Below are 19,333 nucleotides of genomic sequence, written 5' to 3' on the forward strand. Positions count from 1 at the left end.
GCACGGCGCCGTTCATGGTCATCGACACGGAAATCTTGTCGAGCGGGATGCCGTCGAACAGGATCTTCATGTCTTCGACGGAGTCGATCGCCACGCCGGCCTTGCCGACGTCGCCGGTGACGCGGGCATTGTCCGAGTCGTAGCCGCGGTGCGTCGCCAGGTCGAAGGCGACCGACACGCCCTGGCCGCCGGCGGCGAGCGCCTTGCGGTAGAAGGCGTTGGAGGCCTCGGCGGTGGAGAAGCCGGCGTACTGGCGGATGGTCCACGGCTTGACGGCATACATGGTCGGCTGCGGGCCGCGCAGGAAGGGCGCGACACCGGGCAGGGTATCGGCGAACTCGAGGTTCTCAACGTCCTTCTTGGTATACAGGGCCTTTACAACCAGTCCTTCGGGGGTATTCCAGACCAGGTTGTTAACGTCGCCACCCGGTGACTGCTTGGCGGCTGCCTTTTCCCAGGCATCCAGGTTGTTGGAATCAAAGAACTTTTCTGACATGAGACACCCCTAGCTGATTCGATTTTTTTCGGCCGATGATGCAGAATTCAAAATTCTACGCTTTTGAACTTCGCTTGACATACCAAGTGACACATAATACTGTATCCATAATTATGGAAGCAAGTCGGCAATGCACCGATTTCTCCACCGAGACCACATCACAATGACCCGCATCGCACCCACCGCGCTCTACCAGGAAGTTGCCGAACGCCTTCGCCAACGCATTTTTGCCCACGAACTGACCCCGGGCACCTGGATAGACGAGCAGAAACTCGCCGAACAGTACGGTATTTCGCGTACGCCCTTGCGCGAGGCGCTCAAGGTTCTCGCCTCCGAAGGCCTCGTCGAGCTTCGCCCCCGCCGCGGCTGCTACGTCACCGAGATTTCCCGGCAGGACCTCGACGACATCTTCCCGCTGATGGCGATGCTGGAAGGGCGTTGCGCCGCCGAGGCGGTCCGCAATGCCAAGTCGGGCGACATCGCGGCCTTGCAGGACATCCATGCCCGTCTTGAAAGCGCCGCCCGCGACGGCCGTATCGATGCCTTTTTCGAGGCCAACCAGGAATTCCACAAGCGCATCCAGGAATTGTCCGGCAACCGCTGGCTGCTGTCGGTCATCCAGGACCTGCGCAAGGTGCTGAAGCTATCCCGCCTCCATTCGCTGTCGCTCGAAGGGCGCCTGCAGCAGTCGCTCGACGAGCACCGCCTGATCATGGCCGCCGTGGCCGCCAGCGACGCGACCAAGGCGGAGAAGCTGATGCACGATCACCTGCTGTCCGGTCGCGAAGCGCTGGCCAGGATGGATGCAAAGACGCCGAAGGCCGCCTGATCGGGCCCTGCGGATCAACGCATCCGGCTTTCGATGCCGGCGAACAACCTGTCGTAGATTGCCACCAGCGCCTCGCGGTCCTGGCTGCCCTTGACCCAGCGGCGCGAGCGGGCAATCTTGACGGCCTCCTGCTCCATCTCCGACAGCGACGCGACGTTCACCTCCTGACCGTGCAGGATCGACGTGGCGTCAGCCCTCGCTCGCTGCGCCGTCGCCACCAGCCCCATCGACGATTCCATGGCGCTGGCGCCCGCCTCGATCGTCGTCACCAGCTCGCAGACCTGGTTGGCCGACGACGCCGAACTGGCCAGTTCGCTGCTGAATTCGAACGCGGTCTGCCGCGCTTCGGACACCGAGGCCTTCAGCGCGCCGATTTCCGTCGTTGCCGATTGCATCGACAGCATGATCGCCGCGATGGCTGCCGATATTTCCTCTGCCGAATGCTGGGCCTGGTCGGCCAGCTTGCGCACCTCGTCGGCGACCACCGCGAAGCCCCTGCCCGCCTCGCCGGCCCGCGCCGCTTCGATGGCCGCGTTCAGGGCCAGCAGATTGGTCTGCTTGGCAATGCCGTCGATCCGGGTCGTCAGCAGCTGGATATCGGCCGTTTTTGCATTCAGGTCGTCGAGCGCCCCGGCGCCCCCTTCCGCCGCCTGCTGCGCCTCGCCCATGGCTTCCGACATGCGCTGGGCCGCCGCCGACATGCCGCTGGCCGACTCCCCGAAACTGGCGGCCAGGGTTCGCGAGCTGCGTGAATTTCCGCCCACTTCGCGCAGGGCCTGATCGACGTGCTCGATCGCCAGCGACAAGCCGCGCTCCGAACGCAGGAAAATCCGCGACAGCAGGGCTTCGCGGGCAATGGACTCCTGCGCCTCCTCGAGATGATCGAGCAGTTGTTGCATCTGCTCGAGAACGCTGCGGAAGGTGCCGTGCAATCCGGGCAATTGCAGGCGACGGACGGTATTTCCGCTCGACGAAGCCTGCATCGCGCCGAGGATTTCGCGAAACGCCGTCTCGGTCTGATCGAGCACGGCGTTCAGGTTCACCCGGATCGCCTCCAGCATGGGATCGTCGAGGCGATGCGGCAGGCGGGCAACCAGCTGGCCGCTACCCATCTTGCGCAACAGGTCGTCGACCTTGGCGAGATCGGCCCGCGATTCCGCCCCCGGCCACAGCAGGACCAGCAGGGCGGCGAGCGCGGCCCCGATCACCGCCGACGCCGATACAAAAGCCATTCCTCCGGCCAGCACCAGCAGGAAGGCGAGCAGCAGCTTGCGCTTAAAGGGAGAAAACCAGTTCTTCATAGCTCATTCCGGTCTGTTTCATGATGTCGACCAGGACCGCCGTACCGGCCTCGATGGCCGAACGCGCCCCGGCTGCCTTTTCCGCGGCCAGCATGGCCCGATAGACCGGCTCGATCTTGGCGACCGCCTCGGCCGACGGACAGCGGCGCACCGAGGTATAGCCCACGATCTGGCCGTTGGCGTCGACATCCGGCGTGATGTGGGTGAATACCCAGTAGAAACCGCCATCCTTGGACATGTTCTTGACGTAGGCGAAGAACTCCTTGCCGGACTGTATGGTGTCCCAGGCCAGCTTGAAGGCCGCGCGTGGCATGTCGGGATGCCGGATGATGTTGTGCTGCGAACCGAGCAGTTCTGCCTCGGAATACCCGGAAAACTCGATGAATATCGGGTTTCCATAGGTGATGATGCCCTTGGGGTTGGTTTTGGAAACGATGAAATCGTTTTCCCGCATCTTGCGTTCGACGTTGCTTGGTTGAATGGCTCTCTTCATTGCGCCCCTCCGATTCTTGCGAATTTACTATAAATCGTAGTTTTTCAACATGTCGTCGGAAGCCGGGCGTAAAAAAACCCCGGCAGCCTGCGCTGCCGGGGTTTTGGCGAAACCTGAACGGTTTAGTGGTTGCTGGCCGAAGCCGCGCCGAAACCGGTCTGGGCGCGGACATACTGGTCTTCGAAGGCCTCGATTTCCTGTCCCGCGCGCACGCTGGAATCGGTCTTCGAGAAGATGTAGGCGAGCAGGAAGGCAATCGGCATCGCGAACAGTGCCGGCTGAGTGTAGGGGAACAGTGCAGCCTTGTTGCCCAGCACGTCGACCCACACCGACTTCGAGAACAGCACGAACAGCACGGCGGAAACCAGGCCGCCGTAACCGCCGAACAGGGCGCCGCGTGTCGTCAGGCCCTTCCAGTACATGGACAGGATGAGCACCGGGAAGTTGGCGGCAGCCGCCACGCCGAAGGCCAGGCCGACCATGAAGGCGATGTTCTGCTTCTCGAACAGGATGCCGAGCACGATGGCGACGGCACCGAGGCAGATGGTGGCGATCTTGGAGACGCGGATCTCGGTCGCTTCGGATGCCTGACCCTTCATGATCACGCGGGCATAGATGTCGTGCGAGATCGCCGAGGCGCCGGCCAGTGCCAGGCCGGACACGACGGCCAGGATGGTGGCGAAGGCCACGGCCGCCAGGAAGCCCAGCAGCATGTTGCCGCCGACCGCCTTGGCCAGGTGCATGGCGACCATGTTGCCACCGCCAATCAGCTTGCCGCCAACCGTGCCGCCTTCGAAGAACTCGGGGTTCTGGCCGACGATCAGGATACCGGCGAGGCCCATCAGGAAGATGACGTTGAAGAAGTAGGCAACGAAACCGGAGGCGTAGAGCACCGACTTGCGGGCTTCCTTGGCATCGGTCACGGTGAAGAAACGCATCAGGATGTGCGGCAGGCCGGCGGTGCCGAACATCAGGCCGAGGCCCAGCGAAATGGCGGTGACCGGGTCCTTGAGCAGGGCGCCCGGATACATCAGCTTGTCGCCCAACTTGTGGACCGCGGTTGCCCTTTCCAGCAGCTTGGTGAAGGAGAAGTCGAACTGGCTCATCGCCAGGAACATCACCAGCGTGCCGCCCGACAGCAGCATGCAGGCCTTGATGATCTGCACCCAGGTGGTGGCGACCATGCCGCCGAAGGTGACGTACACCATCATCAGGATGCCGACGGCGAAGATCGCCGTGTTGTAGTCCAGGCCGAAGAGCAGCTTGATCAACTGGCCGGCGCCGACCATCTGGGCGATCAGGTAGAAGCAGACGACGGTCAGCGACGAAATCGCGGCCATCGTGCGCACCTTGCCCTGGTCGAGGCGATAGGCGGTGATGTCGGAGAAGGTGAACTTGCCCAGGTTGCGCAGGCGTTCGGCCATCAGGAAGAGGATGATCGGCCAGCCGGCGAAGAAGCACAGCATGTAGATATAGCCGTCATAGCCCTGGGTATAGACCATGGCGGTCAGACCGAGCAGGGTGGCCGCCGACATGTAGTCGCCGGCGATGGCCAGGCCGTTCTGGAAGCCGGTGATGCCGCCGCCGGCGGTGTAGAAGTCGGACGTCGACTTGGTGCGCGAGGCGGCCCAGTAGGTAATGCCCATCGTCATCGCGACGAAGATGCAGAACATGATGATGGCGTGCCAGTTGGTGGCCTGCTTTTCGGTGATGCCTTCCAGCGGGCCGCCGGCGAAGGCGGTGGCCGCGGCGGCAACGAGGCCGGCGGCGGCAGCGATTCGAGTCAAGCGGTTCATTATTTGTTCTCCTTCCAGGCTTCCTTGACGATCTCCTGCGTCAAGGCGTCGAATTCGCTATTCGCGCGCTTGACGTACACTGCGGTCAGCACCCAGAAGAAAATGAACATGAAGAGTTCGACGGCGATCCCCACCGTCACCTTCGACCCTTCGGCAATCGGCTGCCCCAAGGACAACGGATTGAAGGCAACAACCATCACGAAGCCATAGAACATGGCCAGGACAATGAAAGCCAGGGTCCACGCAAACCGCCCCCGACGGGCAACCAGGTCCTGGAACTTCGGATTTGCCCGCATCCGCTCATACATCGCGCTGCTCATCGCTATCTCCCTTATTAATAATTAGTACAAATTGCATCAATAATTATATCTTATAGAAGACTCGGCAGACATAAACCCGGCCCCCCTATTTCGTATTAAACCGAAAGAAAGCAAGCACATGAGTAAGATCGACCTCGACGTTCAGGGCGAAATCGCGACCCTGACACTGAACAATCCCGACAAGCTGAACGCCATCAACCGGGCCATGTGGCAGCAGCTTTCCGAACAGGTCGGGCGCCTCAGCGCCGACGCCGGAATCCGCTGCATCATCCTGCGCGGCGCCGGCGACCAGGCCTTTGCCGCCGGCGGCGACCTCGAGGAATTCGTCACCGGGCGCGCCACCCTGGCGCAGGCCCTCGACTATCACGGCGAGGTCGCCAAGGCCCTCAACGCCATTGCCGACTGCCCGCACCCGACGGTGGCGCTGATCAGCGGCGCCTGCATCGGCGGCGGGCTGGAGATCGCCGGCGTCTGCGACTTCCGCATCGCCGGCGAGAGCGCCCGCTTCGGGGCGCCGATCAACCGCCTGGGTTTTTCGATGTATCCGGGAGAAATGGAAGGCCTGCTCCGCCTGCTCGGGCCGACCGTGGTCAAGGAAATCCTTCTCGAAGGGCGCATCATGCAGGCCCCGGAAGCCTATGAAAAAGGCCTGCTGACGCGGGTTGTCGCCGACAGCGACGTGGTCGGCGAAGCCTACGCCACCGCCCGCCGCATCTGCGCCGGCGCCCCGCTGGTCGCCGGCTGGCACAAGCAGTGGATACGCCGCCTGCTCGACGGCCGGCCGCTGACCGACGCAGAAAAGGCCGAGTCTTTCGCCTTCCTGCAAACCGAGGACTACAAGGAAGGGCTGGCCGCCTTCCTGGAAAAGCGCAAGCCGGTATTCAAGGCGCGCTGACCGCCGGGCCGGCTAGGTGCCGTACAGGCTCCACAACATCTTGGCGGAGAGGATCAGCAGCAGGCCGGCGAAGACGCGCTTGAGCACCTTGACCGGCAGGCGGTGGGCCAGCCGAGCTCCCAGCGGCGCGGCCAGCACGCTGGCGACCAGGATGATGCCCAGCGCCGGCAGGTAGAGGAAGCCGAGGCTGCCGGCCGGCAGTTCGGGATGCCCCCAGCCGTTCCACAGATAGCCGAGGGTGCCGCCGAGCGCGATCGGCAGGCCGACCGCCGCCGAGGTGCCGATCGCCTGGTGCGGGCGCACGTTGCACCAGATCAGGTAGGGCACGGTCAGCGCCCCGCCGCCCATCGCGGCCAGGCTGGCGACGGTGCCGATCACCCCGCCGGCCAGGCCCAGGCCGCCCCGGCCCGGCAGGCTGCGCGTCGGCTGCGGGCGCAGGTTGGCGATCATCTGGACAGCGACCATGATCATGAAGGCGACGAAGAAGATCGACAGCGCCTGCGAGGAAATCCTGGCCGCCAGCTGGGCGCCGAACAGGGTGCCGAGCAGGATGCCCGGAGTCAGCCGGCGCATCACCGGCCACAGCACCGCCCCGTGGGCATGATGGGCGCGCAGGCTGGACAGCGAGGTGAACAGGATGGTCGCCATCGACGTGCCGAGCGCCAGGTGCAGCACCTCGCGCGCCGGGAAACCCTGGGCGCCGAAGATGATCGTCAGCACCGGCACGACGACGACCCCGCCGCCGACCCCGAGCAGGCCGGCGAAAAAGCCGGCCACGGCACCGGTCGCCAGGTAGGCCAGAACGACATCGATAGGAATCACGCGGGGAACCGTCGAATCTATATCAGGAAACCCTGAATCTTATCAGGCGTAACGCCGCAGCCAGTCGACTATCCCGGCCGACGAGCGGAAATCGTCGCTGGCGCGCACCGGTATCTCCGGCGCCAACTCGGCGAACAATTTGCTCAGGGCATTGCCGGGACCGATCTCCAGCACGACGTCGGGCTGCAGTTCGCGGATGCCATGCAGGCAGGCCGCCCAGTCGAGCGGCGAACGGATTTGCCGGGCCAGCGCATCGAGCGCCGCCTGCGCGCTGCGCGACGGCTGGCCGTCGATGGCGCTGAGGACGGGCAGCATCAGGCGCCTGTCGGGCAAGGCCGCCAGCTGCTGCCGGAAGGCCTCGGCCGCCGCGTCCAGCCAGGGCGTATGCGAGGGCGTGCGCACCGCCAGCGACACCAGCCGCGAGGCGCCCGCCGCCGCGAAGCGTTCGGCCGCCCGCTCGATGGCCGGTCGCGGACCGGCGACGACCGCGTGGCGCGGCGCATTGCGAATGGCCAGCGCGACGCCCAGTTGCGCCGCCATCGCCTCGAGCGCGGCATCGTCGAGGCCGAGCACGGCGAGCATCGCGTATTCACCCCGCACAGCGGCATCCATCGCCACGGCGCGCTGGCGGCACAGGCGCAGACCGGTCTCGGGCGAAAACACCCCGGCAGCGCAGCAGGCGGCCATTTCGCCCAGCGAATAGCCGGCCACCGCGACCGGGCGCGGCACGAGTTCGCGCAAATCCGCCCAGACAGCCATCTGCTGGGCGAAGATCAAGGGCTGGGCGACGACGTTGCGGGACAGCATTTCCATATCGTTGCCGGCTTCCGGATCGTCGATACCGGGGATGATCGCCGGCAAATCGTCCGGCCAGCGTGCGCGTTCCCGGCTGACCTGCCGCCAGTGCTCGGGGCGCTGGTTCCCCTGGCCGCTGAAGAGCAGGGCGAGACGCATGCTCAGCCCGCCCGGCCGAGGTCGGCGAGGAAGAGCGTGACGCCGAGCAGGTCGGCGCTGCCGCCCGGGCTGAGGCGACGGGCGGTGAATTGGCGGTCGATATCCGCCGCCCGCGCCCGCCAGTCGGCGGCGCCCACGCCGCCGGCCGCCAGGAATCCGGCCGCGGCCTGCCGCGCCCAGTCCAGCCCTTCCCGGCCGCCGCGCCACAGCAGGTTGGTATCTTCCAGTTCCGCCATCAGCGCGAACAGGGCCTGGGTGGCTGCCGCTTCGCCATCGCCGGTCAGCTCCAGGGCATGCCGATAGGCCGGCAAGCCGACCCCGGTCGCCGCCGGAAAGCCGCGCGCTGCCTCGTGGCGCGCGCCACCGGCGCCATGGCGCCGGGCCACCCATTGCCCGTGGCTGACCGGCGCAGCCGGTGCGTCGCCGGCGAGGATGGCCGGCCCCCACGCCCGGCCGACGAGCGCGCAGACCGTGTCGGGCAGGGGTTTTTCGCCGGCAGAGAGCAGCCAGCCGGCCGCCGCGCACAGCAGGCCGAGATTGAAAATGGCGCCGCGATGCGTGTTGATGCCGCCGGTCGCCGCCAGCATGGCGTTTTCGGCGACGATGCCCAGGGTCTTGAGCGGTGCGAAGCCCGGGCGGCCCGCCCCGGCTGCGGCAATCGCCGGGAAATAGCCGCGCAGCGATTGCAGGCTGCGCACGAAAGTCCGGTAGTCCATGTCCTCATGGCTGCCCGAGCCCTGCGGCCCGACCAGGCCGGGCTTGATCGGCAGGGCGACCTCGCGGTACAGGCTGCGGATGGCCAGCCGGCCGATGGCGGCGGCATCCGGATCGACGCACCCGGCGCGCCGGGAATCGACCGATAAGCGACGCAGCTCAGGCACGGCGGCGCTCCTCGACCAAGCCAGCCAAGAAGTCCTGTACGGTCAGCAAGCCGACGGCCTGCGCCCCCTTGACCAGCACGCCGGCCTGCGGCGAATCGATCTGCCGGTCCAGTTCCTTCCAGGCCACGGCATCGCCGTTCGGCAGGCGGATTTCGCCATCCAGCCTGCCGCCCAGGCTGGCGGCGCACTGGCGCAGGGCGGCCAGGGTCACGCAAAGCTGGGACAGGCTGTTTACATCGCAAATCAGGTCGATATCGGATTCGGCATGGCGATAGGCGGCATCGGCGATGACCTCCCAGGCCAGGGAGCCGTAAACGCCGGCTTCGATGCCGAGCTTGGCCAAGCTTGCGGCGAGGTGCGACAAGGCCTCGGCCTCGGTCGCCGGCAAACGCGACAGGCATTGCGCCACCGACAGGGGTGCGCGCGTGGCGGCGACATCCTGCCGCGCCACCCGCAGCCCGACGCGGTGGCGCCCCTGCGCCGTCGGCAGGGTCAGCCCGAGCAGGACGCCCGCTTGCCCCGATGCCTGACGGGCCGCCACCAGGGGCCGCCCGGCGTCGATCCACTGCCGGACGGCGGCCTGCACGCCCGCTTCGAGTTCGGCGCAGGCCGGGCGGAAGGACGCCCCGGGCACCAGGAAAACCCGGTCGTGGCGGCGCATGCTCAGGCCGCCACGGCCATTTCGACGGTGTGCGCCACCACCTCGGCCAGTTGCCGGCCGCCGCGGGACCGCCCTTCCGCCATGCGCCGGTCGCTGGCGTCGGCTTCGGCCAGCGCGGCGCTCAGCAAGCCGGCATCCGGTTCGGCCCAGATGGCTTCGATGGCACCCATGCGGCGGTAGCTCTCGGCCCCCGGCGCGAAGATGGGCGAGACCTCGGCCAGCCTGAGCAGGCGCTCGTGGTCGATCTTGGTCACCCGCGCCATGGCGCGCAGGTCCATGACCCGCACTTGCGCCTCGGCCAGCGCGTAGGCGCGGTCGGCCATCAGCCCGAAGGACAGGAAGCCGCCGCTGACTGCATTGGCGGTGACCAGGCTGAGCGAGCGATGGCCCTGCCGGCGCGCCAGGTCGACGCACTGTGCGAGGTGGGCCAGCGAACCGTTGAGGCACAGCAATTCCTGGCTGCGCGACAGGGCCTGGCCGCTGGTATCGACCAGGAAGACCAGCGGGCGGCCCGGGTAGCGCTCGACGGTGTCGAGCACGAAACCGGCCAGGGCCAGCGCCATCCGGTGGTCGATGGCGGCCGCGTCGGTGGTGCCGAGCACGGCGACGGCGCCTTCGGCCGTCGTCGCTTCGCCGGTGATCACCTGGCCGGCGACCTGCACGCGATGCCCCTGCGGGAACAGCGTATCGAGAAGAGGCGTGAGACTCATGTCGGCAATCCTTCCTTGATGGCGACCAGGCTGTCGCGGTCGAGCAGCGGGACGCTTTCCGGGTTCTGCACCCCGAGCGCCGCCCACACCTGCAAGCCGTCGCGATAGGCCGCATAGGCGGCGACGCGGTTTTCAAGTTGCGTCTGCGTGGCGCGCAGCGCGGCCAGCGACGGCCCCGCTTCCTGCTGCCCGGCCAGCCAGGCGCCGGCCGCTGCGGCGAAGCTGGCGATGTCGTCCTCGACCAGCGCGGCGCAATCGCCCATCAGGTAGCGGTGCTTGCCGCCGGTGACGCGCCAGACGAGCGCGCGGTCCTTGGCGTCGAATTCCTCGACGCCGGCGACGGTTTCGATGACCTCCGGCCCGGACAGCGCGAGGCGACCTTCCTCGGAAATCAGGATGGCCGAGCACAGCTTGGCGACGATGCCCATGCCGCCGAAGGCGCCGCAACTGCCGCCGACCAGCGCCAGCACCGGCACGCCGGCGGCGCGGGTGGCGAGCACGGCGCGCATGATCTCCGAAATGGCGATCAGCCCGGCATTGGCCTCGTGCAGGCGCACCCCACCGGAGTCGATGAGGAAGAGCACGGCGGCCGGCTTTTCGGCCACGGCACGGCGCAGCAGGCCGACGATCTTGGCGCCGTGGATTTCGCCGACGGCGCCGCCCATGAACTGCCCTTCCTGGGAGATGACCAGCACCGGCTTGCCGGCCAGCCGGCCACTGCCGACGATCACGCCATCGTCGAAGGCGCCTGGCAGGTCGAGGCTGGCCAGGTGCGGGCTGGGCGTCGACTCGGCCGGCGGCAGGATTTCGCGGAAGCTGCCGGCGTCGAGCAGGCCGGCCAGGCGACGGCGCGCCGTCGCCTCGAAGTAACTGTGGCGCGGAATGCTCATTGCCCACCTCCCTGATAGTCGGCCAGAGCCTGGCCGAGGCGCAGGCTGACCACGGCCGGGGTCGCCCCCATGTCGTTGATGGCGATCCGGGTGCCGCCGGCGGCATGGCTGGCGGCGAAGGCGGCAAGCACGGCCTGCCAGATGTCGCCGAAGCCGCGCGCCGAGGTCTTGACCGAGATCGCGCAACTTTGCGCCTCGGCACCCGGCGTGACCAGGATTTCCAGGTTGCCGGAGCCGACCACGCCGCACAGGGCGGGCGTTTCGGCTGCTGCGGCCGGCGCCGACGCAAAACGGTATTCGAGTGTTTCCATGGCGGTCACCAGTTGCGGAAGCGGGAAGGCGGGTTGTACAGGCCGCCCGACCAGCGCACCAGATCCTTGACGGAGCGGGCGGCGAGCAGGTCGCGGCTGGCCATGCGGGGGTCGATGCCGAGATCTTCGGCGCGGCGGACGATGCCGCGGTCGCGCAGGTTCTCGACCATCGCCTGGTCGCGGGCCAGGCCGACCGGCGTGAAGCCGGCGACGCCGCGGATGGCCTGCTCGCGCTCTTCCGGCGTGCGGCAGAGCAGCAGGTTGGCGATGCCTTCCTCGGTGACGATGTGGCTGACGTCGTCGCCGTAGATCATGATCGGCGGCAGATCGGCGCCCATGACTTTCTGCAGCTGCCAGGCGTCGAGTTCCTCGACGAAGACCGGCGCCATGTGCTCGCGGAAGGATTCGACCATCTGCACCACCAGCTTGCGGCCGCGGATGGCGTTCGGCCCGGCCGCCTCGCGCCCGGCCTTGAGCCAGGCCGGGCTGGCGTGGCGGCGGCCGTGCGGGTCGGAGCCCATGTTCGGCGCGCCGCCGAAGCCGGTGATGCGGCCCAGCGTGGCGGTCGAACTGTTGCCGGCCAAATCCATCTGCAGCGTCGAGCCGATGAACATGTCGCAGGCGTAGAGACCTGCGGTCTGCGAAAACGCCCGGTTGGAACGCATGCTGCCGTCGGCGCCGGTGAAGAAGACGTCGGAACGGGCGGCGACGTAGGCTTCCATGCCGACTTCCGAGCCGAAGCTGTGCACCGACTGGACGAAGCCGGATTCGATGGCCGGGATCAGCGTCGGGTGCGGGTTCAGCGCCCAGTGCGTGCAGATCTTGCCCTTGAGGCCGAGTTCGGCGGCGTAGGTCGGCAGCAGCAGCTCGATCGCCGCCGTGTCGAAGCCGATGCCGTGGTTCAGCCGGGTGACGCCGTACTCGGCGTAGATGCCCTTGATCGCCATCATCGCCATCAGCACCTGGACCTCGGTGATCTGCGCCGGATCGCGGGTGAACAGCGGCTCGATGTAGTTCGGCTTGGGCGCCAGGACCGTGAAATCGACCCAGTCGGCCGGCACGTCGACGCGCGGCAGCTTGTCGAGGCGCTCGTTGACCTGGGCGATGACGATGCCGCCCTTGAAGGCGGTGGCCTCGACGATGGCCGGCGTGTCCTCGGTATTCGGCCCGAGGTAGAGGTTGCCCTCGGCATCGGCCGCCTGCGCGGCGATCAGCGCCACGTTCGGCGTCAGATCGAGGAAGTAGCGGCCGAACAGCTCGAGATAGGTGTGGATGGCGCCGATCTCGATGCGCTGCTGCTGGACCAGCTTGGCCAGCCGGGCGCCCTGCGGGCCGCTGAAGGAAAAGTCGAGGCGGCTTGCCAGGCCGCGCTCGAAAAGGTCCACATGGCTGGGAAGAGCCAGGACTGACTGGACCATGCCGAGGTCGTTGATGCGGGCCGGATCGCAATCGGCCAGCGATTCGGAGAGAAAGTCGGCCTGCTTCTGGTTGTTGCCTTCCAGGCAGACGCGGTCGCCCGGCTGGATGACGGCTTCGAGCAGATCGACGATGCGTTCGGCGGGAACCGCCTTGCCGAGGCCGACGGCGGCCGCCCTTTCCAGGCGGCGGCCGCGGCTCTGGCGCAGGCTGTCCCAGTTGCGGGGATGCGGTGCGTTCATGATGGTCGCCCTTTAGCTGGTGGCCGGGCCCATGACCAGGTCCGGCAGCCAGGTGGCGATGCCCGGGAACAGGCAGAGCAGGATCACGGCGAGGAACATCAGGCCGACGAAGGGCATGACCCCCCAGACGATGTCCTTGAGCGGGATGTCCGGCGCGACGTTCTTGATGACGAAGATGTTGAGGCCGACCGGCGGGTGGATCAGGCCCATCTCCATGACCACGGTCATCACGATGCCGAACCAGATCAGGTCGAAGCCGGCGGCCTTGAGCGGCGGCAGGATGATCGGCGCGGTCATCAGAATGATCGACACCGGCGGCAGGAAGAAGCCGAGGACGACGACGAAGACCAGGATGGCGGCGAGCAGCAGCCACTTCGACAGGTGCATGCCGACGATCCATTCGGCCGCCCCCTGGCTGATGTGCAGGTAGCTCATCACGTAGGAGTAGAGCAGCGACATGCCGATGATGAACATCAACATGGTCGATTCCTTCAGCGTGCTGTTGAGGATGGGCTTCAGCTGCGCCGGGCGCCACACGCCGTAGATGCCGGCGATCAGCACCAGGGCCAGGATGCCGCCGAGGCCGGCGGTTTCCGACGGCGTCGCATAGCCGCCGTAGAGCGCCGCCATGACGCCGATGAGCAGGACCAGGAAGGGAATGACGCGCGGCAGCATGCGCGTCTTGTCGGCGCGGCTCATGCGCATTTCGTCGAGGTAGGCCGACTTGGCGCCGCCCGAATGCCACACGTCGAGCGCCTGGCTGTATTCCTGCTTGAAGCGGACGACGGCGTAGCCGGCGAAGAGGAAGACCAGCATCAGCCCCGGCCCGATGCCGGCGAGGAAGAGGCGGCCCAGCGACTGCTCGGCGGCGACGGCGAAGAGAATCATCGTGATCGACGGCGGCAGCAGGATGCCGAGCGTACCGCCGGCGGCGATGATGCCGGCCGCGAAGCCCGGCGAGTAGCCGCGCGAGCGCATTTCCGGGATGCCGGCGCCGCCGATGGCGGAACAGGTCGCCGGGCTGGAGCCGGCCATCGCCGCGAACAGGGCGCAGGCGAAGACGTTGGCGATGCCCAGGCCGCCGGGAATCTTGTGCATCCAGGCGTGGATCGCCAGGTAGAGGTCGGCGCCGGCCCGCGAGCGGCCGATGGCTGCACCCTTGAGAATGAACAGCGGGATGGACAGCAGGGTGATGTTGGCCATTTCCTCGAACACGTTCTGGGTGATCGTGTCGGTGGCGGCGGCGGGCATGAACATCAACATGAAGAGCACGGCGATGGTGCCGAGGGCGAAGGCGATCGGGATGCCGGAGAACATCACGACCAGGGTGCCCAGCCCGTACAGAATACCGATGGTGGATTCGGCCATCTCAGTTCTCCTTGCGAACGATGCCGGCGACCAGCTGGAGCAGGATCTGCAGCGACAGCAGGATCATGCCGGTGGTCATGAAGCCGTAGGGAATCCACAGGGGCGGCGCCCAGGCGGAGGAGGTGGTCTGGCCGTCGACCCAGGCTTCGTGCAGCATCAGCATGGATTTCCACGAGAAGAAGGCGCAGAAGGCGAAGGAGACCAGGTCGCAGAACACCAGGCGCAGCCGATTGACCAGGGGCGGCAGGATGCCGGCCAGCGCCTCGATGCCGATATGGCCGCGCTGCGACTGCACGTAGCCGGCGCACATGAAGGTGGCGCCGACGAGCAGGAAGACCGACATCTCGTCCTGCCAGTCGGTCGGCACCTTCAGGAAATAGCGCAGGAAGACGCTGCTGCACAGGATCAGCGAAGCGGCCAGCAAGGCGCCCGACGACAGGAACATGATCGCCGTGTGCACCCACTGCAACACCCGGTCGATGGCGGCCAGAAGCCCGCCGACCGGAATCTCCGGCGCCTTGACGGCGCCCTCCAGTTCGAAGCCGTGGCTCACAGCGTCGCCTCCGCCAGCTTCAGGATGCGGGCGCAGCTTTCGTTCTTGCCGGCAAAGTCCTTCCAGGCCGTGTCGCGGGCGATGGCCTGCCACTTCTTCACCGTCGCGTCGGTCATGTCGTAGGCCTTGCCGCCGGCCTTCTGGTACACCGCGGCGACCGCCTGGTCGTCGGCCTTGGCGCCTTCGAGCGCGAAGGCTTCCATCTCGGCGCCGACGGCCATGATCAGATCCTGCTGCGCCTTGGGCATGCGCTCGAAGACGGCGCGCGAAATCAGCAGCGGCTCGAACATGAACCAATAGGTCTTGCCGCGCCCGGTGGTCAGCGCCTTACCGACTTCCTCCAGACGGAAGGAGATCAGGCTGGTCGACGAGGTCATCGCCGCATCCAGCGCGCCGGTCTGCATCGCGGCGTAGATTTCGTTGGAAGGCAGGGTCAGCACGGTGGAACCGGCGGCCTTCAGCACCATGTCCATTTCGCGGCTGCCACCGCGCACCTTCAGCCCCTTGGCGTCTTCCGGCTCGATGATCGGCTTGCTGCGGCTGGCGACGCCGCCGGCCTGCCAGATCCACGACACGATCAGCACGCCCTTGTCGGCCAGGATGTTGGCCAGCGCCTTGCCGACCTCGGCCTTCTTCCAGCTCACCGCCTGCTCATACGAGGTGACGACGCCCGGCATCAGGCCGATGTTGGTTTCCGGCACTTCGCCGCCGGCGTAGGACAGCGGCACCAGGGTCATGTCGAGCGCGCCCTTCCTGACCGCGCTGAACTGGGCGTTGGTCTTCATCAGCGAGGAGCCCGGATAGACGGTGCCTTTCAGCGCGCCGTTGCTGCGCTTGGCGATCTCGGCCGAAAAGCGACGGCACAGGCGGTCGCGGAAATCGCCCTCGGTGGCGCTGCCGCCCGGGAACTGATGGGAAATCTTCAGCTCGGCGGCGGCTTGCGCCCAGAGCAGGTTGGGGGAAAGGGCAAGGGCCGGCGTTGCGGCCAGGCCCTTCAGGATATTGCGCCGAGTCTCGTTCATGGTTATCTCCTCCAGATGGATAAGCTTCAGTCGTCGGTGATCCTCGCTGGTCTGTTTATCCATTCAACTGGAATACAGGACTCGTATCGTTTGTGTTCAAATATCACCGTTGTGTATACAAGATATGGAATGATTGAATACTCGTCAACTATTTTCGTATAATTCAATCAACAACCGATGCAGGACACCTCCGCCATGAACAGCCCCGTCGAACTTCAACCAGGAACCCGCCAGTCCGAACGACTCGGCGAACAAATAGAAGAACGCATCGTCACCGGGGTTTACCCCCCCGGCACCCGCCTCGACGAGCAGGAACTGGCGACGACCTTCGGGGTGTCGCGCACCCCGGTCCGGGAAGCGCTGATCCAGCTCGCCTCGGCCGGCCTGATCGAGATCAGGCCGCGGCGCGGCGCGACGGTGCCGGAAGTCGGCGCCGACCGGATCTGCGAAATGTTTGAATTGATGGCCGAGATGGAGGCCATGTGCGGCCGCCTGGCGGCCCGCCGGATCACCCCGGCCGAACAGCTGGGGCTACAGGAAGCCCACAAGGCCTGCGAAGCCGCCCGCGATGCGAGTCAGCCGGATGTCTATTACCAGTTGAACGAGGTTTTCCATCAGCGCATCTACGAAGCCAGCCACAACGGCTTCCTCGCCGAACAGGCCAGCGCCCTGCACCGCCGCCTGCGCCCCTATCGCCGCCTGCAGCTGCGCGTGCGCAACCGGATGAGCACCTCGTTCAACGAGCACCAGGCCATTGTCGACGCCATCATCAAGGGCGACAGCGACCTGGCCGCCTCCCTGTTGCGCTCGCACGTCACCGTGCAGGGCGAACGCTTCGCCGACCTCGTCGCCACCCTGCGCGACTTCAACGCCGGCAGCTGAGCCGGCGTTATCCGGCCCTATTCAGCCGATCAGGCTGAACAGCATCTTGGTGGCGAGCAGCGCCAGGAAGGCGCCGAACATCCGCTTCAGCTTCTTGACCGGCAGGCGATGCGCCAGCCGGGCGCCGAACGGCGCCATGGTGATGCTCATCACCACGATGCCGAAGAAGGCCGGCAAATAGATATAGCCGAAGGCGTACTGCGGCAGGCCGGTATCGTTCCAGCCAGAAACCATGTAGCCGATGGCGCCGGCCACGGCGATGGGAAAACCGAGTGCGGCCGAGGTACCGACCGCCTGATGGACGGCGACATTGCAGAACAGCATGAAGGGCACCGACAGGAAGCCGCCGCCGGCCGCCACCAGGCTGGAAATGACGCCGATGATGCCGCCGGCGACGAAACGCCCGGCATCCCCCGGCATCTGGCGATGCGCCTTGGGCTTGAAATCGAGCATCATCTGCATGGAGGCGTAATAGACGATGACCACGAAGATCGCCGTCATCGGCCCGGTCGGCACCAGGCCGACGCACAGCGAGCCGCCGAAGGTGCCCAGCACCAGGCCGGGCGCCATGCTGCGCACGATATCCCAGCGCACCGCGCCATGGCCGTGGTGCGCCCGCATGCTCGAAATCGACGTGAAGACGATGGTCGCCATCGAGGTGCCGAGGGCCAGGTGCATCACATGGTCCGCCGGAAACCCCTGGGCGACGAACAGCATGTAGAGGAAAGGCACCAGCGTCAGCCCGCCGCCGACACCGAACAAGCCGGCGACGAAACCGCCAAAGATACCCAGCAGGGGGTAGGTAAGCCACCAGATCGTCATGATTATTCTGCCAAGAGGCGGTTGATGAAGGCCCATTCGTCGACCGTCACCGGCGTGATCGACAGCCGGTTGCCGCGGGCAAGGAGGCGCATGTTAGCAAGTTCCGCGTGCGCACGCAGTTCGCTCAGCGGCAGATAGCGGGTCTGGCGCACGAAACGGACATCCCGGAGCAGCCAGCGAGGATTGTCCGCAGCGGATTTCGGATCGTGGTAGGGACTGGCGGGGTCGAACTGCGTGGCATCCGGATACGGCGCCGAACAGACCTCGCAGAGGCCGGCAATACCCGGCTCGGCGCAGCCGGAATGATAGAAGAAGGCCAGATCGCCGACGTTCATCGCGTCACGCATGAAATTGCGCGCCTGGTAGTTACGCACGCCGAACCAGGGAACGCTGCCCAGCCGTTGCAGATCGTCGATTGAAACCTCGTCGGGCTCCGACTTCATCAACCAGTACTGCATCGCACGCACTCCAAAATGGAAACGGGTGGCAGACGCATCTGCCACCCGTTGCTTTTACTGCAAATACAGGCCCCCGCGAGTGCCGTCAGGCCGGCATCCTGAACCTGGGTTCAGAGTGGCTGCTTTCCTCCCGCATCAGGCACACTCGTAAAGAGCGCGCACAACAGCGGTTTCAACGGTCCGCAACCGATGCCAATCAGCATTGGTTCAAGGAATGTATGGCCTTAACAAACACCGCAGGGAACACTAGGCGGGTGCGCCAACAACGTCCGGATCAGATGTCCAGCCGCTGCTGGGGTGCCAGCACGGCATCCAGCCGCGCTCCCATGTCGCCGATTCTACGCTTCGTTTCGGAAGTATCAACCGCTTCCACGAACTCTTTTTGCTCACCCGTTCCGGCACCCGACAGGTGCTCGTGAGCGATGTTGAGCGCAGCCATCACGGCAACGCGTTCGGCGATGGTGTTCTTGGTGCGCTGGGCGATCTCGCGCATCTTGCCGTCGACCAGATCGACCGCGGCGAGCAGCGCATCGCGCTCTTCCGGGCCGCAGGCGACACGGTATTCGCGCCCCATGATCTTCACGTCGAGGAAATTCGGCTCCAGACTCATCTCAGGCATCCTCGGGAATCTTGTCCATCAGACCTTCGAGACGCTCGCGCGCGGCGGTCATGGTCTGACGCAAATGCAGCCGCTCGGCCTCGGCGGCGACCATCTGGTTTCTCAAAACCTCATTCTCGGCACGCAACTGGTGAACCAGGGCGACAACCTGCTCGATCTTGGCTTCAAGGGTATCTAGTTCGACGTTCATGGCGCGAACTATAGAGTCTAAAACGCCGCATGGTCAAGGACTAAGCCTTTATTCTCAAAGTGGTTTATAGAAGTTTGCCGCGAAACGGCTGATGCGCCGCAACGGAGTTGAATGTAGAATGCGCGCCGTGTCAGGTGCTGCGCGCGGAATCTCCAAGCGCGGTTAAACGGGAAAGCGGTGCGTCTCAAAAAGACCATTCCGCTGCTGCCCCCGCAACGGTAAGCAAGTGCGGGCGTATCACAAGGCCACTGGGAAAACCCGGGAAGGCGATACGTCAAGACTTGCCAGCCCGGATACCGGCCTGGGACAAAAATGTCGAAGTGCCACGGGGTGGTGGCGCCGGATTTTCTGGCCAATCCCGCTCGCGCACCTTCTTTTGATGCATTCCGGCATGCGGGGACG

23 protein-coding genes and 1 riboswitch are annotated in these 19,333 nt (G+C 65.9%); of the genes, 3 read left to right on the forward strand and 20 right to left on the reverse strand.

Annotated elements, in window-relative coordinates:
- Positions 1-496, reverse strand: a 496-nt coding sequence (locus tag Q0P59_RS05540; RefSeq protein ID WP_295004425.1) for a methylmalonyl-CoA mutase family protein, incomplete at its 3' end; no start/stop codon positions are given.
- 157 nt (positions 497-653) lie between these two features.
- On the opposite strand from Q0P59_RS05540, the gene Q0P59_RS05545 reads away from it, so the two are divergent.
- Positions 654-1,325, forward strand: a complete 672-nt coding sequence (locus Q0P59_RS05545; RefSeq protein ID WP_295004653.1) for a GntR family transcriptional regulator — start codon at positions 654-656, stop codon at positions 1,323-1,325.
- 14 nt (positions 1,326-1,339) lie between these two features.
- Here the strand turns inward: Q0P59_RS05545 and Q0P59_RS05550 are convergent, their stop codons facing one another.
- From Q0P59_RS05550 to Q0P59_RS05565, 4 genes are all read right to left on the reverse strand, one after another.
- The gene (locus Q0P59_RS05550) at positions 1,340-2,626 is read right to left on the reverse strand and encodes a methyl-accepting chemotaxis protein (RefSeq protein ID WP_295004427.1); all 1,287 of its coding nucleotides are present in this window, start codon (positions 2,624-2,626) and stop codon (positions 1,340-1,342) included.
- Positions 2,601-3,119 (reverse strand): PAS domain-containing protein, encoded by a 519-nt coding sequence (locus Q0P59_RS05555; RefSeq protein ID WP_295004429.1) that lies wholly within the window; start codon positions 3,117-3,119, stop codon positions 2,601-2,603. The genes Q0P59_RS05550 and Q0P59_RS05555 overlap by 26 nt, the downstream gene beginning before the upstream one ends.
- 122 nt (positions 3,120-3,241) lie before the next feature.
- Positions 3,242-4,915, reverse strand: a complete 1,674-nt coding sequence (locus Q0P59_RS05560; protein ID WP_295004431.1) for a cation acetate symporter — start codon at positions 4,913-4,915, stop codon at positions 3,242-3,244.
- The gene (locus tag Q0P59_RS05565) at positions 4,915-5,235 is read right to left on the reverse strand and encodes a DUF485 domain-containing protein (RefSeq protein WP_295004433.1); all 321 of its coding nucleotides are present in this window, start codon (positions 5,233-5,235) and stop codon (positions 4,915-4,917) included. Before Q0P59_RS05565 ends, Q0P59_RS05560 begins: the two co-directional genes overlap by 1 nt.
- Before the next feature lie 118 nt (positions 5,236-5,353).
- Between Q0P59_RS05565 and Q0P59_RS05570 the strand changes: the two genes are divergently transcribed.
- Positions 5,354-6,130 (forward strand): enoyl-CoA hydratase-related protein, encoded by a 777-nt coding sequence (locus Q0P59_RS05570; RefSeq protein ID WP_295004435.1) that lies wholly within the window; start codon positions 5,354-5,356, stop codon positions 6,128-6,130.
- A 12-nt stretch (positions 6,131-6,142) separates the two neighbouring features.
- Here Q0P59_RS05570 and Q0P59_RS05575 read toward each other — a convergent pair whose 3' ends face one another.
- Genes Q0P59_RS05575 through dctP form a run of 11 tightly spaced genes read right to left on the reverse strand, consistent with a single transcriptional unit; the run spans position 6,143 to position 15,960 of the window.
- A complete protein-coding gene (locus Q0P59_RS05575) occupies positions 6,143-6,949 on the reverse strand; it encodes a sulfite exporter TauE/SafE family protein (protein ID WP_295004655.1) in 807 nt (268 codons plus the stop codon).
- A gap of 45 nt (positions 6,950-6,994) precedes the next feature.
- Entirely contained in the window at positions 6,995-7,906 is a 912-nt protein-coding gene (gene mdcH, locus Q0P59_RS05580; protein ID WP_295004437.1) for a malonate decarboxylase subunit epsilon, read from the reverse strand.
- 2 nt (positions 7,907-7,908) lie between these two features.
- A complete protein-coding gene (gene mdcB / locus Q0P59_RS05585; RefSeq protein ID WP_295004439.1) occupies positions 7,909-8,787 on the reverse strand; it encodes a triphosphoribosyl-dephospho-CoA synthase MdcB in 879 nt (292 codons plus the stop codon).
- Positions 8,780-9,448 carry a malonate decarboxylase holo-[acyl-carrier-protein] synthase gene (gene mdcG / locus Q0P59_RS05590; protein WP_295004441.1) on the reverse strand — a complete coding sequence of 223 codons (669 nt, stop codon included), beginning with the start codon at positions 9,446-9,448 and terminating at the stop codon, positions 8,780-8,782. The genes mdcB and mdcG overlap by 8 nt, the downstream gene beginning before the upstream one ends.
- Before the next feature lie 2 nt (positions 9,449-9,450).
- Positions 9,451-10,158 (reverse strand): biotin-independent malonate decarboxylase subunit gamma, encoded by a 708-nt coding sequence (locus Q0P59_RS05595; RefSeq protein ID WP_295004443.1) that lies wholly within the window; start codon positions 10,156-10,158, stop codon positions 9,451-9,453.
- Positions 10,155-11,048, reverse strand: a complete 894-nt coding sequence (locus tag Q0P59_RS05600; protein WP_295004445.1) for a biotin-independent malonate decarboxylase subunit beta — start codon at positions 11,046-11,048, stop codon at positions 10,155-10,157. Before Q0P59_RS05600 ends, Q0P59_RS05595 begins: the two co-directional genes overlap by 4 nt.
- Positions 11,045-11,359, reverse strand: a complete 315-nt coding sequence (mdcC, locus tag Q0P59_RS05605; protein WP_295004447.1) for a malonate decarboxylase acyl carrier protein — start codon at positions 11,357-11,359, stop codon at positions 11,045-11,047. The genes Q0P59_RS05600 and mdcC overlap by 4 nt, the downstream gene beginning before the upstream one ends.
- 5 nt (positions 11,360-11,364) lie before the next feature.
- On the reverse strand, positions 11,365-13,017 hold the full coding sequence (gene mdcA / locus Q0P59_RS05610; protein WP_295004449.1) for a malonate decarboxylase subunit alpha: 1,653 nt from the start codon (positions 13,015-13,017) through the stop codon (positions 11,365-11,367).
- 12 nt (positions 13,018-13,029) lie between these two features.
- On the reverse strand, positions 13,030-14,385 hold the full coding sequence (locus Q0P59_RS05615; RefSeq protein WP_295004451.1) for a TRAP transporter large permease: 1,356 nt from the start codon (positions 14,383-14,385) through the stop codon (positions 13,030-13,032).
- Between the two features lies 1 nt (position 14,386).
- Positions 14,387-14,938, reverse strand: a complete 552-nt coding sequence (locus Q0P59_RS05620; RefSeq protein ID WP_295004453.1) for a TRAP transporter small permease — start codon at positions 14,936-14,938, stop codon at positions 14,387-14,389.
- Positions 14,935-15,960 carry a TRAP transporter substrate-binding protein DctP gene (gene dctP, locus Q0P59_RS05625; RefSeq protein WP_295004454.1) on the reverse strand — a complete coding sequence of 342 codons (1,026 nt, stop codon included), beginning with the start codon at positions 15,958-15,960 and terminating at the stop codon, positions 14,935-14,937. The genes Q0P59_RS05620 and dctP overlap by 4 nt, the downstream gene beginning before the upstream one ends.
- A 195-nt stretch (positions 15,961-16,155) precedes the next feature.
- On the opposite strand from dctP, the gene Q0P59_RS05630 reads away from it, so the two are divergent.
- Positions 16,156-16,842: a GntR family transcriptional regulator gene (locus Q0P59_RS05630; RefSeq protein ID WP_295004456.1), complete on the forward strand. Its 687-nt coding sequence runs from the start codon at positions 16,156-16,158 to the stop codon at positions 16,840-16,842.
- Positions 16,843-16,863: 21 nt separating this feature from the next.
- On the opposite strand, the gene Q0P59_RS05635 is transcribed toward Q0P59_RS05630, so the two are convergent.
- The 4 genes from Q0P59_RS05635 to Q0P59_RS05650 form a co-directional block, all read right to left on the reverse strand.
- Positions 16,864-17,670 (reverse strand): sulfite exporter TauE/SafE family protein, encoded by an 807-nt coding sequence (locus tag Q0P59_RS05635; RefSeq protein WP_295004657.1) that lies wholly within the window; start codon positions 17,668-17,670, stop codon positions 16,864-16,866.
- Positions 17,667-18,122 carry an EVE domain-containing protein gene (locus Q0P59_RS05640; RefSeq protein ID WP_295004458.1) on the reverse strand — a complete coding sequence of 152 codons (456 nt, stop codon included), beginning with the start codon at positions 18,120-18,122 and terminating at the stop codon, positions 17,667-17,669. Before Q0P59_RS05640 ends, Q0P59_RS05635 begins: the two co-directional genes overlap by 4 nt.
- Before the next feature lie 274 nt (positions 18,123-18,396).
- Positions 18,397-18,732: a cell division protein ZapA gene (locus tag Q0P59_RS05645; protein WP_150428269.1), complete on the reverse strand. Its 336-nt coding sequence runs from the start codon at positions 18,730-18,732 to the stop codon at positions 18,397-18,399.
- Between the two features lies 1 nt (position 18,733).
- The gene (locus tag Q0P59_RS05650; protein WP_150428270.1) at positions 18,734-18,931 is read right to left on the reverse strand and encodes a hypothetical protein; all 198 of its coding nucleotides are present in this window, start codon (positions 18,929-18,931) and stop codon (positions 18,734-18,736) included.
- A gap of 115 nt (positions 18,932-19,046) precedes the next feature.
- Positions 19,047-19,251, forward strand: a riboswitch (cobalamin riboswitch).
- Positions 19,252-19,333: the final 82 nt, after the last annotated feature.

The sequence above is a fragment of the uncultured Dechloromonas sp. genome (genome assembly GCF_945957265.1).
Taxonomy (GTDB): Bacteria; Pseudomonadota; Gammaproteobacteria; order Burkholderiales; family Rhodocyclaceae; genus Azonexus.